The 12,807-nt window shown below is 65.6% G+C and carries 16 protein-coding genes; 10 read left to right on the top strand and 6 right to left on the bottom strand.

From position 1 onward, the window contains the following. Positions 1-4 precede the first annotated feature (4 nt). The 5 genes from FB458_RS01460 (at position 5) to FB458_RS01440 (ending at position 3,040) form a co-directional block, all read left to right on the top strand. Complete coding sequence (locus FB458_RS01460; RefSeq protein ID WP_141846139.1) at positions 5-322, top strand: hypothetical protein; 318 nt, start codon at positions 5-7, stop codon at positions 320-322. 199 nt (positions 323-521) lie between these two features. Further along, complete coding sequence (locus FB458_RS01455; RefSeq protein WP_141846137.1) at positions 522-806, top strand: hypothetical protein; 285 nt, start codon at positions 522-524, stop codon at positions 804-806. Between the two features lie 432 nt (positions 807-1,238). Further along, complete coding sequence (locus FB458_RS01450; protein ID WP_141846135.1) at positions 1,239-1,610, top strand: hypothetical protein; 372 nt, start codon at positions 1,239-1,241, stop codon at positions 1,608-1,610. A 65-nt stretch (positions 1,611-1,675) separates the two neighbouring features. Next, positions 1,676-2,149 carry a helix-turn-helix domain-containing protein gene (locus FB458_RS01445; protein ID WP_141846133.1) on the top strand — a complete coding sequence of 158 codons (474 nt, stop codon included), beginning with the start codon at positions 1,676-1,678 and terminating at the stop codon, positions 2,147-2,149. A 639-nt stretch (positions 2,150-2,788) separates the two neighbouring features. Next, a complete protein-coding gene (locus FB458_RS01440; protein WP_141846131.1) occupies positions 2,789-3,040 on the top strand; it encodes a hypothetical protein in 252 nt (83 codons plus the stop codon). A 652-nt stretch (positions 3,041-3,692) separates the two neighbouring features. On the opposite strand, the gene FB458_RS01435 is transcribed toward FB458_RS01440, so the two are convergent. After that, complete coding sequence (locus FB458_RS01435; RefSeq protein WP_141846129.1) at positions 3,693-4,103, bottom strand: hypothetical protein; 411 nt, start codon at positions 4,101-4,103, stop codon at positions 3,693-3,695. A 301-nt stretch (positions 4,104-4,404) separates the two neighbouring features. Between FB458_RS01435 and FB458_RS01430 the strand changes: the two genes are divergently transcribed. From FB458_RS01430 to FB458_RS01420, 3 genes are all read left to right on the top strand, one after another. Next, positions 4,405-4,623, top strand: a complete 219-nt coding sequence (locus FB458_RS01430) for a hypothetical protein (protein WP_141846127.1) — start codon at positions 4,405-4,407, stop codon at positions 4,621-4,623. Between the two features lie 659 nt (positions 4,624-5,282). Then, the gene (locus FB458_RS01425; RefSeq protein ID WP_141846125.1) at positions 5,283-5,915 is read left to right on the top strand and encodes a hypothetical protein; all 633 of its coding nucleotides are present in this window, start codon (positions 5,283-5,285) and stop codon (positions 5,913-5,915) included. Then, positions 5,912-6,313 (top strand): hypothetical protein, encoded by a 402-nt coding sequence (locus FB458_RS01420; protein WP_141846123.1) that lies wholly within the window; start codon positions 5,912-5,914, stop codon positions 6,311-6,313. The genes FB458_RS01425 and FB458_RS01420 overlap by 4 nt, the downstream gene beginning before the upstream one ends. Here the strand turns inward: FB458_RS01420 and FB458_RS22200 are convergent. Continuing rightward, on the bottom strand, positions 6,302-6,634 hold the full coding sequence (locus tag FB458_RS22200) for a hypothetical protein (RefSeq protein WP_425460869.1): 333 nt from the start codon (positions 6,632-6,634) through the stop codon (positions 6,302-6,304). The genes FB458_RS01420 and FB458_RS22200 overlap by 12 nt on opposite strands. A gap of 180 nt (positions 6,635-6,814) precedes the next feature. Between FB458_RS22200 and FB458_RS01415 the strand changes: the two genes are divergently transcribed. After that, positions 6,815-7,543 carry a hypothetical protein gene (locus tag FB458_RS01415; protein WP_141846121.1) on the top strand — a complete coding sequence of 243 codons (729 nt, stop codon included), beginning with the start codon at positions 6,815-6,817 and terminating at the stop codon, positions 7,541-7,543. Between the two features lie 123 nt (positions 7,544-7,666). Here the strand turns inward: FB458_RS01415 and FB458_RS01410 are convergent, their stop codons facing one another. The 3 genes from FB458_RS01410 to FB458_RS01400 form a co-directional block, all read right to left on the bottom strand. Continuing rightward, entirely contained in the window at positions 7,667-8,494 is an 828-nt protein-coding gene (locus FB458_RS01410; protein ID WP_141846119.1) for a hypothetical protein, read from the bottom strand. Between the two features lie 97 nt (positions 8,495-8,591). After that, a protein-coding gene (locus FB458_RS01405; protein WP_141846117.1) for an IS3 family transposase occupies positions 8,592-9,871 on the bottom strand; the annotation gives its coding sequence in 2 pieces (ribosomal slippage) (positions 8,592-9,574 and positions 9,574-9,871; 1,281 coding nt in all). Positions 9,872-10,011: 140 nt separating this feature from the next. Beyond that, positions 10,012-10,365, bottom strand: a complete 354-nt coding sequence (locus FB458_RS01400) for a hypothetical protein (protein ID WP_141846115.1) — start codon at positions 10,363-10,365, stop codon at positions 10,012-10,014. Between the two features lie 475 nt (positions 10,366-10,840). On the opposite strand from FB458_RS01400, the gene dmpG reads away from it, so the two are divergent. Next, a complete protein-coding gene (gene dmpG, locus FB458_RS01395) occupies positions 10,841-11,932 on the top strand; it encodes a 4-hydroxy-2-oxovalerate aldolase (protein WP_246061006.1) in 1,092 nt (363 codons plus the stop codon). Positions 11,933-12,059: 127 nt separating this feature from the next. Here the strand turns inward: dmpG and FB458_RS01390 are convergent, their stop codons facing one another. Then, complete coding sequence (locus FB458_RS01390; RefSeq protein WP_141846113.1) at positions 12,060-12,638, bottom strand: recombinase family protein; 579 nt, start codon at positions 12,636-12,638, stop codon at positions 12,060-12,062. Positions 12,639-12,807: the final 169 nt, after the last annotated feature.

The following is a 12,807-nucleotide window of genomic DNA, read 5'->3' as shown; positions in this document are numbered from 1 at the left end:
GTGCATGCCCACGCCCGCCTGCAAGCACGACGGCCAGACGGCCGAGCGTGAGCACATCGGGATGCCGGGGGGCTTCTACCTCGACTGGGACGCCCTCCGCGTCGAGTCCCAGCTCGTCATGCTCGAGTCCGGCAAGATGGAGCCGCTGCTCGACCTGACCCTCCGCCTGATGGAGCGCGAGGGCGAGCCGTTCCGTGTGTGGCTGACGGCCGAGGACGCGAAGGTGCTCCTGCACCAGCTCACGCGCTACGTGAACGCGATGACGACCCTCAAGAGCCGGACGTGGTTCGACGCGGAGACCGTCATGGAGGCGAACCGATGACCGGGCGGCTTCGCTCTCGGCTGGGCTGGGCGCTCAACGACCTGGGGTTCTCGCTCCTGGGTGTGAGCCGGCGGGTCGAGCCCCTGTGCCCTGACGTCGACCACCCGACCTTGCGGACGTTCATGAGCGGGCTGGACCAGCTCGGGCTAAAGCTGTCCGACGTCGCGGTCCTCGCCGAGTCCCGTAAGGAGGCCGCTCGATGATCGCCACACCCGCCATCCAGCACCAGCCCTGGTGCCGCGACCACTGCACCGAGGACGACCACCCGGAGCAGCCCGGATGGTGTCACCACACTTTCCTCGAGGAGCGGGCCGACGACGGGTCTCACCGCACGTCCGTCAACATCCAGCCCCGGATGCACGACAGCGCTGACGCCGGGATCGACGTCTACACGGACGACAAGATCGCCCCGGACGAGGCCCGCCGGCTGGCTGCGGCGCTTCTGAGGGCCGCGGACGTGCTCGAGGGGGCATCGCGGGCCTGAGTGCGCAGAAGGAGACCCCGGGGAGGCAGTAGTTCCTCGGGGTCTCGCGGTGTCTCGAACCTGCTCGGTCATAGCGAGCAGGTTCGGGCGTGGGACTTGCCGTGCCCGAGTTAGTGGCACGGGGCCGTCGTTTGGTCGTGCTCGTGGCGTTGCGTGCTAGCGGCCGTCCGAATCTAGAGCGGATCGGTCGAGGCCGACCTTCGGAGGGGGGTGTGGTCCATCCTGGCCCGGGATGTGTAGGTCCGGTCGCTTCAATCATCGGTGCTGGTCGGCTACGTTGCCGACATGTCGGGGAAGGCTAGGACCTATCGGGTCGGGACAGCTCAGCCGCCGGGAGTTCGGTCCTGCAAGGCCGATGGCGGGGCGGCAGGGGCGGGGGGCGAGTGGGGAGATTGTCAGGCGCTGGAGGCCGAGGGAGGCCGTGAGGACCGGATGAAGGCTGTCGTCTCGGGCCTGGTCCCCGTAGCCCGGCGCTTCCTACTTGCCCAGTTCCTCTACCACCTGGCTGAGGCGGAGAGGGGCAATCTGACCTTCGCCAAGAGCAAGAAGAAGGGCCCCGTCTGCTCGCTGGGGGTCACCGACCACCGCGTGCTCGAGCTTCGGTTCGATGATCAGGTGACAGCCGAGGGCGTACGGCAGGCCACACGCTTCTACTTCACGGAGCCGGACGTGGAGCCGGACCGACTCCTCGGCCTCCACGTCGACTGGAAGCGGCCAAGCGAGGAGGGCAAGTCCGAGCAGGATCTGCATGCTATCGAGGCTGCGACCCGCATGGATGCGCACTACGCGGCAGGGTCGAGCTGAGTGACTCGTGTCTCGATCTGTGGCATCCCCTTGTGCCGACATGACTCAAAGGTCATGCTGAGCGGGTGACTACGGACCTTCGCTCCCTCGCTCAGTCCGTCGGACTCGATCTCGACGATGCCTCTGACAAGCGTGCGTTTGAGACCTACGAGCAGAGTCAGGAGTTGCTGCGCCGGCTTGTCGAGTTGAGGAGGGCCCAGGGGTACACCCAAGAGGCCTTCGCGCAGATCCTTGGGATAAGCCAAAGCGCCGTGGCCAAGGTGGAGTCAGGAGCGCGGGACCCCCGCCTGTCGACGCTTGTCCGCTATGCGATGGGTCTCGACGTGGTGTTGGGTCACACAATTGATGGGCGCCCCGTCGCCAACAGTCGCACGTCTTTAACTGCGGTAGAAGAGGCGCTGGCGCACGAACTTTCATGCAAGCGAGCTGCCGTGGACGACTGTTCAAACGTATATTTCATTGAAGACTATCGGGATCCAAGCGAGTACTACGCTGGGGTACCTGTTGACGACTTCGACCCCGACTTTGTTATTGCTTAATGATGACACAGAAGACTAAGGCGTCGAGAAGCGATTCAGCCGTCGCTCCGCTTTGGCCTGATGACGCACCTGCAGTGATGCTGGGTGGATTGATGCTTGTAAACGCGCGCGTTGGACCGGCCGCGCCAGAAGAGCGAGGATCGCCCTCGTTGGAGTTTGTGATCCGGACACTTGGCATACGTCATAAGGGCGTTGCGAAACCCCAACGACCCGAGAGGGCTCTACTAGGGGTTATAACAGCCAGTAATGGGACCAAACAGGTGCGTGTTGACGTCGTAGTCCCCATGACTTTTCGCGACCAAAGCGATATGCCAGAAGGGGACGATGAGTTGCTGTCCACCTATGGCCCGTGGGCCCGGCACATGATCTGGGACTTTGGGGCCCATCAGGCCAGGCAGTTAGCGTCAGCGACGCTTGCGAGAATTGATTTGCCTACCACTACGCCTGAGGCAAGCCTGAGATTAAGTGACGGCGACCTCGTTCGAGTTGCAGCCACGACGGGCTCCTTCTAGTCTCGACCTACTCAGCCCAAGCGGGCGAAAGGTGGCAACCGCAGCCATGCCCAAGCAGCCTCCTGTAACAGTGTGGACCAACGAAGGTCCTAACGCTTGGTCCAAGCAGGTATTCGAAGATCTCGGCATGAGCGACCTGGTGCGCACCCGCTTGGAATGGTATCTGGGTGCCGGTCCGACTAAGACTCCTATGCACCTGACGAGCTCAACGACATCTGTTTCGAACGGGCACCGTCAGATGACCGACACAACCGTGGATTCGGCCGTGCCAAGCAGTCGCGAGATAGATCATGATCAAGAACCAATGTTCCTCGGTCGTCAGCTGGCCGGGCAGGCAGTCTTGGACACCACTCTCTACATCTTTAAAGCAATGCCGTAGGGGGCATTCCAAGGAACGGTGGACGCAGCCCTCTTTAGTTGATCGCACGTGACATTCCACTACCGGATGGGCGGGCTATTTGGGAGCGGGCTAACTCACCTATGTCGGGTCGTCTACAGGCGATCTGACTCAACGGCCGTCGACGTTGTGTGAATGTTGGATGTCACCGCTGGCGTCGCCGACCGGTCCAGAACGGCCCTCGGCCCCCCGTCGCAGCCTCGACGACCCACTTCCTCGGCACCCCAGCGTCCGCAGCCACCTCAGCCAGCGTCTCGCCCCGCCTCCGCCACTCAGCCCACTCGGCAGCCTGCTCATCCGTCCACCGCGCTGGTCGTGCTGGCACGGGGAATGGCCCAAAGGGCCGCACCTTCGCCCGCACCCAGGCCACGGTGACCCCGTCGCGCTCGGCGATCTCGCGAGCTGTCACCCTTCGACGTCGTTCCTCGACCCAGCCGGCGACCCGCTCTGTTGCAGCGTCCTGTGTCTGTCGCAACGCGCCGTGCATGTCCGGTCCTGACGTGGCCCTAGAGACGGTGCCGGTCCCGACGCCCTCCTCGGCAGCGATCTGAGCCACGCTTTTGCCGGCCTCGCGAGCTGCCTTCCAGCGCTCGGCGTCAACAGCCATCTGGTCGGGAGTGCGGCGCATTTCAGATCAACGCTGCGCCCGCCAGCTTTGCAGCTTGCGTCCCCCCGTGAACGCCAGAGCCCCAAACGCGACGACTTGCACCGCCACTATGCCTCTGTGACTGACGACGCCCTCGATGAGGGCGATGGCGGCGAGCAGTCCGTAGGCCGCAGTCAAGATCGACACCACTCGGCTGGCCTCGGCCGGCTGCATCTCCCTCCCAGGGGCGACGCGGGGCCACCTTCTCCACCGGACGATCAGAACCACCAGCCACCCCAACATCATGAAGATCGCGCCCGTACGTGTGCGGTCATCGTGATCCTCAAAGGCGGTGATGAGACCCACCACGAGTTGGGCAGTGCCCAGACCAAGGAAAGACGAAGCGACGTAGATCGCGAGCCAGCGCAGGTCCCTTCCGGGCCGTTCTTGATGGGTCACGGTCGGACCGTAACCGGTGACGGGGCCGTTGATCGGCGTATCGGTCGGCGAAAGACCCAGCCCGGACCATCGAGTACCGCTTGCGCGCCACCCCGCCGACCGAGCACCAGACGCCCTCGTAGGGCGGCGGCCACTCAGGGAGCCAGCCAGCCTCAGCCCAGGCGGACAGCCACTCTCCCTCGGGTCCGGCAGACGGGTGCCAGTCGCAGAGGCTGTAGTACGCGAGCTGGGCCATGACCGGGATGGTAGGCGCCGGCTCGGACACTGGTGAGCCGTCGCAAGCGCCACGTAGCCTCGCCCCATGGCGACACCCAGGCTCAGGCTGCAGGGCCGGGGCCTCGTGTTCCTTCTGCTGATCGCGGGGGTGATCCTGCTGCTGGTGTCGTTGGTGCTTATCGCTAGGGGCGGAATGCATCGTCTGCCCTGGATCCTGCCGACCGGCCTCGCCCTGGTCGCTGCCGGCAACATTCTGAACGTCTTGGCCAACCGACGCGACGTGCGCGATCGCGAGCGCGAGTGACCTTAGACTTCTGGATGGGCGCGCTGTTCGGGGTCGGATGCTGCCTCATCGCGTGGTGGGTCGTGGCGCGGAGGCGCTCGTGATGTCACGTAGAAGCCGTCGGAATCGACTCTGGCCGTGGGTGCTCTGCATCCTGCTCGGCCTGTGTGGGGTCGCAGCTACCGTCGTGTGGCGCGACCACCTGGAGGATCCATCTGGTCGACCGTTGCCGCTCATCGGTGTTGGTCTCCCGGCCCTTGCGGGACTAGTGATGCTCAGCGTTGGCCTTGCCGGCTCAGCTCTGACCTTGTGGCGTCGGTCGGGGCGGTACTGGCCGAGACTGAGAGCAGTCCACCGCTCAGCCACGAGGAAAGGGCCGCTTACTTCGCCACTTGGACAGCCACAGGACGCCAAGTCCGATGAAGAAGAGCCCCCAGCCGGCTGAGGTCCACTGGCGGTCCGAGCACAAGAGTAGGTCCACCAGGCCAGCGGCTCCCAGCAGCACGTACAGGGATCCGGCTACGAGCCAAACCCACCCCCAACGCCCTCGCGTCGTCGTCTCGCGCATGCGCATGACAGTAGGCGTCAGGGGTTGCCAAGTCGCGAGAAATGGCGATTGGCTGCGAACCGCTTGGGCTGTCGCTACGTTTCGGCTGACAACTACTCATCCGGGGGTAGCCGTGGGGCAGCGCAACGACGTCGACGACCTGACGCCGGAGCAGAACGCTCGGCTCAAGCGAGCATGGCGACGCATCTGGCTCATGCCGCTCATCATGGTGCCGGTGATGTTCGTCGTCATCACGCTGAACGACCGGCTGAACCCTCCACACCCACGCCCGGGCCACCACCCGTTGCCCACGTGGGTGCCGTGGGTGGTGCTTGCGGTGCTCATCCTGGTCCTGCCGGTCGAGTACTGGTTTGTCCGGCGGCGCTTCTTCCATCGCCCGACAACGGCCCGCGCGTTGATGGCCAGCGGGGACCGACAGGACATCCGTCGAGTGGTCAAGGCGCCTCGTCGCGGCGATCCCCTCGCCGACAGCGACCGACCCATCGCTCAGGCCTACGTGAACTCAGCGGCACGCCAACTGCGCACCGCTCCATTCTTCCTAGCGCCACTGCTACTGCTAGGAGTCGGGGCACTAGTGCTCGCAGTGGTCAACCACCAACCAACCCCCTGGCTCATGGTGGCGCTGATGGTGATCGCGGTCGGGCTGTCTGCCGTCGCTTTCGTGCAGCTACGGCGCGCGATGACCGGCGCTCGCGCCGAGGGCATCGTTACGGTCAAGAGCGGCAAGAAAGCCGGAGCCCTGTGACAGCGTTGCTGTTCGTGGCGGTCGCTTTGGCCGTCGTGAACACCATCCTGACGGTTCGGTGGCGAAGGCGGAACCGGAAGGAGTTAGCGACCGCCGGGTACGAGATGAGGCGCGTACACAAGGCTGTCCAGTTGGGCAAACCGATCAGCGAAGAGGACCGACGTGTCGCGGTGTTGGAAGTCGAGCAGTGCCTGTCGTCTCTTCCCACGGCCGTCGTCGGATTCCTGATCGCCGTGTACTTCGCTCTAACCCCTCATGACGGCGAGGCCGGTTCGACGTTCCGGTACGCCGTTGGCGGCCTGTTCGCTGCGTTCGCCGTCGTCGGGTTTGTTATCCAGTCCCGCTACCTATTAACGGCTCGGCGGCGGGGCATCCACCCGCGGCCGCTATGGAGATGACGTGACCGAGCGACGTGGTGCGTGGCTACTCCTCATCTTTGGCGTGCTAGGGATCTGCACATCGGCGGGTGGAGCGGCGCGAGGCAACCCCTTCTCGATCGTGGCCATCGCTTTCATCGGCTTCGGAGTGCTTGGAGCCGTGTTCCTCCTAGTACGCGATAGGTCGAGCCGGAGCCGGAGCCGGAGCGACTCAACCGAGCACCTCACACGTCGATCGTGCGACGAGGGTGCCCCACGACCCCGACGCGGGACGCTCGCCTCGTTGAGCGCTCGCCGGATCGCCGTCTGTGTCCGACCCGTCAACTCGGCCAGCTCCCGCAGCGAGCAACCCTGGGGTACTCAGCAGCGACGAACTCGAGGAGTTGCCGGCGCTGCTCGGGCGTCTGCCGGACGCCGGCGGTGCCGTGGAACTGGGGCAGGACGTCAAGGACTGGTCGGCCTGGGTAGGGCACTCGCTCACTTTGGCATGCGGTTGACCGAGCGGGGCGAGAGCATGCCCGCATGCTCCCCACAGGTGTGGACCTTGCCACCGTTACGTCCCTGACTCCGACCGTCGCGGCCGTGGTGGCGGCCGTTGCTGCTATCGCCTCGCTGCCCTTCACGGCGCGAGCGGCAAAGGCCGCAAAGATCCAGGCTGAGACTGCGAGGCAGCAGGCTCAGCTCCAGATGGACCTCCTGCGGCAGTCGAGTCAGCCCACCGTCTGGGCCGACATCCGGCCCGACAACAGACAGGGTGGCCTGGTCGTGCTGATTCTGAAGAACGAGGGACCGACTGTCGCCAAGAACATCACCGTAACAATCGAGCCTCCGCTGCCCAATACGTTTGGACCGATCTCGGCCAGCATCCGTGACACCGAGGCCATCCTCGCCTCAGGGCTCAGCTCCCTCGCGCCAGGCCGCGCCTTGGAGTGGTCCTTCGCTGTTTCGTGGGATCTCCTAGCAGAGGGCGCCGACCTCGAGAGACGAACGCTGACTCTCGACGCGGAAGGGCCCTTCGGTCCGATCGAACAGGTGGTGACCCACATCAACTGGTCCGAATGGAGGCACACGGCCATCGCTCCGGAGGGAACATTGGACTATGTACGCAAGGCGGTTAAGGACGTCGCTGTGGAGATCGAGAAGACACGTCGCGAGATGACGGCCGCGCGCCGACAGAGGCAGGACGAGGAACTTCCGACATCCAGATCTCGTGGGCCTTTGGGGCGCCTTCGAGCGCCCCGGAGGCCTTGATGTCCTTATCGCTCCAGGATCAGGGTGTTGCGCGGCTTGTGCAACTGGCTTAGTTGGCCAAGTGGATTTGCGGACTCGGTGGGGCAGGATGTTGCAGCCGTTTCCGTCCGACTTGGCCTCAGATCAGATCTGTGTAGACCGCCGGACCCACAGTTGCATAGCCTCTGTCATGACATGGGCAACCACCGTGGCGCAGGTGACGAATCTTTCGTCGTTGATCACCAAGTGAGAGACCTGCCCTCCCTGAGTAGGAGCAACGACGGTCATATCCGAGCCAGTCAGCAGGGCATAACCATGCCCATGCTGAAATCCCGAGAGTGAGCGCCAGGTGGCGCGTGCGAGAGCAGCGAAACTCTTGTCAGACTTCATATAACCCAGCTGCCCGATTATGTCGCGTATGACCACGTTCGAATGGCACAACTTTTCGTAACTGACCCCTAGATCCTCGGCCTCGGCGCGGTAAATCGGGACAACACGTGCTTGGGCTGCGGCCATTTGGCGAGCCACCTCCCTGCCGGTTCCACCGGGAAGAAGCTCGAGCTCACGCCAATACTTTGAGCGCTCACTGTTGTCGATGAGCTCTAGTTGCAGACCACGAGTTCTACGCGTCAACCCATCATTCGATTCCAAGACCCACGCCGCCAGTACGGCAGCCTCGAGGCTGGGCCGTAAGAGATTCCACGGCGCCCACGGGGTTGCGCCGTGCGCGTTAAGGAGCCCGACGAGTGCTCGGTGGTTGTCCATGGCGCACTGCAGATGCCTGTCGGCACCGATGTAGACCCGATGGCCCGCAGTCTGTGCGAGGTCGAAGCGGCGTGCGGACAACCTGAGATCAGCCGGGGGGTCTCTGAGCTCCAACACGCGCTGCCAAAGCAGATCCATTCCATGCCACATCTGAGGCAAGCCCTCGACGTCAAGATCGCCGGCACTCCGAAATGAATCTTGCATCACGCAGTGAGCATAGAGATTGGCAGTCGTCGTGCGTATTCACGAAGCGCACCAGCCTACGAGGCGGTCGAGTCTGAACCGCCCCGGGGAGTCCGGAGACTTACTGGTTTGACGGCACAGCAGTCAGCTGGGCCTGGTGGTGAGCGTAGTAGGCGGCTTCGAGGTCGACTGGTGGCACATCGCCGCAGTACTCGTAGAGCCGCCGATGGTTGAACCAGTCGACCCACTCGGCGGTGGCGATCTCCAGAGCGTCGAGGGTCCGCCAGGGTGCTCGGGGCTTGACGAGCTCGGTCTTGAACAGGCCGTTGATCGTCTCGGCCAGAGCGTTGTCGTAGGACGAGCCGACCTCGCCGACCGAGGCGCTGATCCCGGCCTCGGCGAGGCGTTCGCCGTAGCGCAGCGACAGATACTGGCTGCCACGATCCGTATGCGCCACAACGGCATCGATCGGTCGTCCCTCACGCTCACGGCTCCACACCGCCTGCTCGAGAGCGTCAAGGACGAGCTGGGTCGACATGCTCGACCCGCAGCGCCAGCCGATGATCCGGCGTGCGAACGCGTCGATGACGAAGGCGACGTAGGCCCACCCGGCCCAGGTGGAGACGTACGTGAAGTCCGCGACCCACAGCCGGTCAGGAGCAAGTGGCGCGAAGTCGCGGCGGACCAGATCGCGCGCTCGAGGTCCCTGAGGATCAGGGATCGTGGTGCGCTTGACCTTGCCTCGCACGGCCCCCGCCAGGCCTTCCTGCCGCATCAGCCGCTCGACGGTGCACCGGGCCACCGGCACGCCCTCGCGGTTGAGAGCGAGCCACACCTTCCGCGCCCCGTAGACCCCGTAGTTGCCGGCGTGGACTCGGCGGATCTCGTTGATGAGCATGGCGTCTCGCCGGTCCCGGCCACTCGGGGTCCTGCTCACGTGCTCGTAGAACGTGGACGGGGCGATCCGCAGGCCGTGCTCGCTCAGCACGGTGCAGATCGGCTCGACACCCCACCTGAGGCCGCCGTGGTCGGCGCTCTCGCGCCGGTCGGCGTGCTCGCGGACGAAGTCCACGATCAGCGGGAGGGCCGGTCGAGCTCGGCCGCAAAGAAAGCCGACGCCGCCTTCAGGATCGAGTTGGCCCGCCGCAGCTCGGCAACCTCCCGCTTCAGACGCTTGACCTCGGCCGACTCCTCACTCGTCACCCCCGGCCGGACGCCCTCGTCGACCTGCGCCCGGCGCACCCACTTACGCACCGTCTCCGGAGTCGAGATCCCCAGCAGGTCCGCGACCTGCCCCATCGCCGCCCAGTCCGTCGGATGCTCCGGGCGGACCTCGCCGTACATCCGCACCGCCCGCTCCCTCAGCTCAGGCGGGTACCGCCTCGAGGTTTCTCCTGGCATGACTCCAACTCTCCCAACGATTGGAGTCTCCGGACACCCCGGGGCGGTTCAGTTCGGCTCCCGCCACTTCCTACGACTCTGGGACTTTTGGCCCCACACCCCGCCTGAGGCCCCTTTCGAGGCCCCAGACGGGGGTCAGGTCAGCCCACCGCGACCCTGAGCGAGTTGGCGACGACGGAGTCGCGACGCTTGATCTCGATCTGCTGGGCGACGGTGGCGGGGTCCCATCCGACGTTGCCGTTGAAAATGACGTCGCCTCGTCCGGTGGTCTGACTGACGGCGGCGATACCGAGGCCGGCCGTGCCTGCCGTGACGCGCGAGGCGACCGTACGGGAGGCGTCGGCGACGGCGTTGGACTGCGCGAGCATCCCGCTGATGAGGCCCTGCTGCATGAGCCTCTTGCCAGCGCCGCCGTTGTTCCACGACCTAAGCGGTCCGGTCTTCACCGGGGATCCGGGGAAGAAGCCCTTGATAGTCCCGGCGATGCTGCTCACGGCGCCGCCCACGTCGGGCAGCCGCGAGCGGATGCCGTCGATGAGGCCGCCGATGAGCCTCGAGCCTGCGTCGCTCAGGAGTGACCCGAACCCGCTGACCGCCGCGGATACCGCAGGCGGTTCACGAGAACTTCTGTACTGCCCACGCGGGCGGGTTGCCAGGGGAAGACCAGGGCTGGTGCACTCGCGTCGTCCTGGCGTGGCGGGCGGACGAGGGAAAGCGCCACGTCGACGTGATCGTCGAGAACCCGCCGGACCGCGACAGGCCAGGCGTCCTGCTGTATGCCGACGACGCCCAGCTGACGGCGGATCAGGCACGACGGGTCGCTGCCAGGCTCCTCGAAGCTGCCGCTCTACTGGAGCCGCAGGACGCAGTCAGGCCCCCCGTGTGATGCATCCTGTGAGACATGGGCGAGGAAATCGGATTCGGGGAGTGGGCGGTGGGCGGCGATGGAAGAACCGCTCACATGGTGATGTGGGCGGCGCCCGAGGGGACCTACTACGACTACGGGACTGTCTGTCGTCGAGGCGGAGGCGCGCGCCTGATGCCTGCCGCGCCCACCGATCGGTGCAGGACGTCACGTTCCGCGACGGCATGCACGCCCTGCGCCACCGGCTTGCCCCCGGCGACCTGGGCCGCATCGTCGCCGCCCTCAACGCTGCCGGCGTCGACGCCATCGAGGTCGCCCACGGCGACGGGCTGGCCGGCGGCAGCCTGACCTACGGACCCGGCTCCCACACCGACTGGAAATGGCTCGAGGTCGCCGCCGCACACCTGACGCACGCCCGACTCACCACCTTGCTCCTGCCCGGCATCGGGACCATCGAGGACCTGCGTCGCGCCGCCGACCTCGGCGTGCGCTCCGTCCGCGTCGCGACCCACTGCACCGAAGCCGACGTCTCCGCCCAGCACATCGCCACCGCACGCGACCTCGGGCTCGACGTCTCCGGCTTCCTCATGATGAGCCACATGGCCCCCGCCCACGAGTTCGCCCGGCAGGCCGCGTTGATGGAGTCCTACGGGGCGCACTGTGTGTACGTCACGGACTCCGGCGGCCGACTGACCATGACCGGCGTCCGGGAGCGCGTTCGCGCGTACCGCGAGGTCCTCGACGCGGGCACCGCGATCGGCATCCACGCCCACGAGAACCTCTCACTGTCCGTGGCGAACTCCGTCGTCGCCGTCGAGGAAGGTGTCACCCGCGTCGACGCGTCCCTCACCGGGCTCGGAGCCGGCGCCGGCAACTGCCCGCTGGAGGCTTTCGTCGCCGTCGCGAACCTCACCGGCTGGGTACACGGCTGCGACCTGTTCGCGGTGCAGGACGCCGCTGAGGACCTGGTGCGCCCCCTGCAGGACCGACCCGTCCGCGTCGACCGCGAAACGCTCACCCTGGGTTACGCCGGCGTCTACTCCAGCTTCCTGCGTCACGCCGAGCGAGCCGCTGACGAGCACGACCTCGAAGTCCGCGACATCCTCGTCGAGGTGGGTCGACGTCACCTCGTCGGAGGACAGGAGGACATGATCGTTGACATTGCTCTCGACATGGCAGGTGCCGCAAACAAATGACACTCGGCCCCCACCCAGACGCCGCCAGCCCAAGAACGGCAGGCGCCTGCAATCCTTGTCTAAAATGACGAAAGGGCCACGTGGCCCCCTCTCGCGATTTGCGAGAGGGGGCCAGTCCTTGTTGGCTCTAGGTCCTTCGGAGTGCCCTGTAGACGGACGCCCGACTGACCCCGACGACTCGAGCAATGGCGGCAATGTCGTGCTCCTGGCTGTCGAGCAACTGCCTGGCGACCCGCAGCTTCTCTGGCGTCCAGACTGTCGGCCTACCGCCCGTACGTCCACGGGCGCGAGCGGCAGTGAGCCCAGCCATGGTCCGCTCTCGAATGAGATCTCGTTCGAACTCGGCGAGGGCCCCGAAGACGTGGAAGATCAGCTTCCCTCCGGGGGTGGTCGTATCGATGCTTTCGGTCAGGCTCCGGAAGGCGACGCCCTGATGCTCCAATGTCTGCACTGTGTCGATGAGATGGCGCAGGCTGCGGCCGAGTCGGTCGAGTCGCCACACGACAACACTGTCCCCTGGACGAAGCTGCTCGAGCAGCGCATCGAGGGCTGGCCGGCGCTCGAGCTTGCCGGATGCCTTATCGGTGAAAAGGCGTGCGCAGCCGGCCGCGCGCAGGGCGTCGACCTGCAGGGCCTCGTGCTGTTCGAGGGTGGAGACACGTACGTATCCGATGAGCGCGTGGTCGACGGGGTTCGCATTACTCATGGTTGCCGCTCCTTGTGAGACGTTTATTTCGGTCGCGAGTTCTGGACGTCCAAACGCCCCCCCGGTGACCAGCCGGCGGGGCGTCTCGGAATGGTTCGTTTCTGAGCCGGCGAGGGGTTCGCCCGGAGGCCGGGGGTCGACATCGGCGGCTTGCAATCCACTGATCGGC

This window comes from Lapillicoccus jejuensis (assembly GCF_006715055.1).
GTDB classification, from domain to species: domain Bacteria; phylum Actinomycetota; class Actinomycetes; order Actinomycetales; family Dermatophilaceae; genus Lapillicoccus; species Lapillicoccus jejuensis.
Note: the sequence above shows the minus strand (reverse complement) of the source record. Positions and strands in the feature narration are given on the sequence as shown.

Bases quoted from the DNA above. Each gene is read 5' to 3' on its own strand.
- FB458_RS01390 (WP_141846113.1), bottom strand. From the start codon at position 12,638: ATGAGTAATGCGAACCCCGTCGACCACGCGCTCATCGGATACGTACGT.
- FB458_RS01455 (WP_141846137.1), top strand. From the start codon at position 522: ATGATCGCCACACCCGCCATCCAGCACCAGCCCTGGTGCCGCGACCAC.
- FB458_RS01430 (WP_141846127.1), top strand. From the start codon at position 4,405: ATGGCGACACCCAGGCTCAGGCTGCAGGGCCGGGGCCTCGTGTTCCTT.
- FB458_RS01440 (WP_141846131.1), top strand. From the start codon at position 2,789: ATGAGCGACCTGGTGCGCACCCGCTTGGAATGGTATCTGGGTGCCGGT.
- FB458_RS01415 (WP_141846121.1), top strand. From the start codon at position 6,815: ATGCTCCCCACAGGTGTGGACCTTGCCACCGTTACGTCCCTGACTCCG.
- FB458_RS01460 (WP_141846139.1), top strand. From the start codon at position 5: ATGCCCACGCCCGCCTGCAAGCACGACGGCCAGACGGCCGAGCGTGAG.
- FB458_RS01450 (WP_141846135.1), top strand. From the start codon at position 1,239: ATGAAGGCTGTCGTCTCGGGCCTGGTCCCCGTAGCCCGGCGCTTCCTA.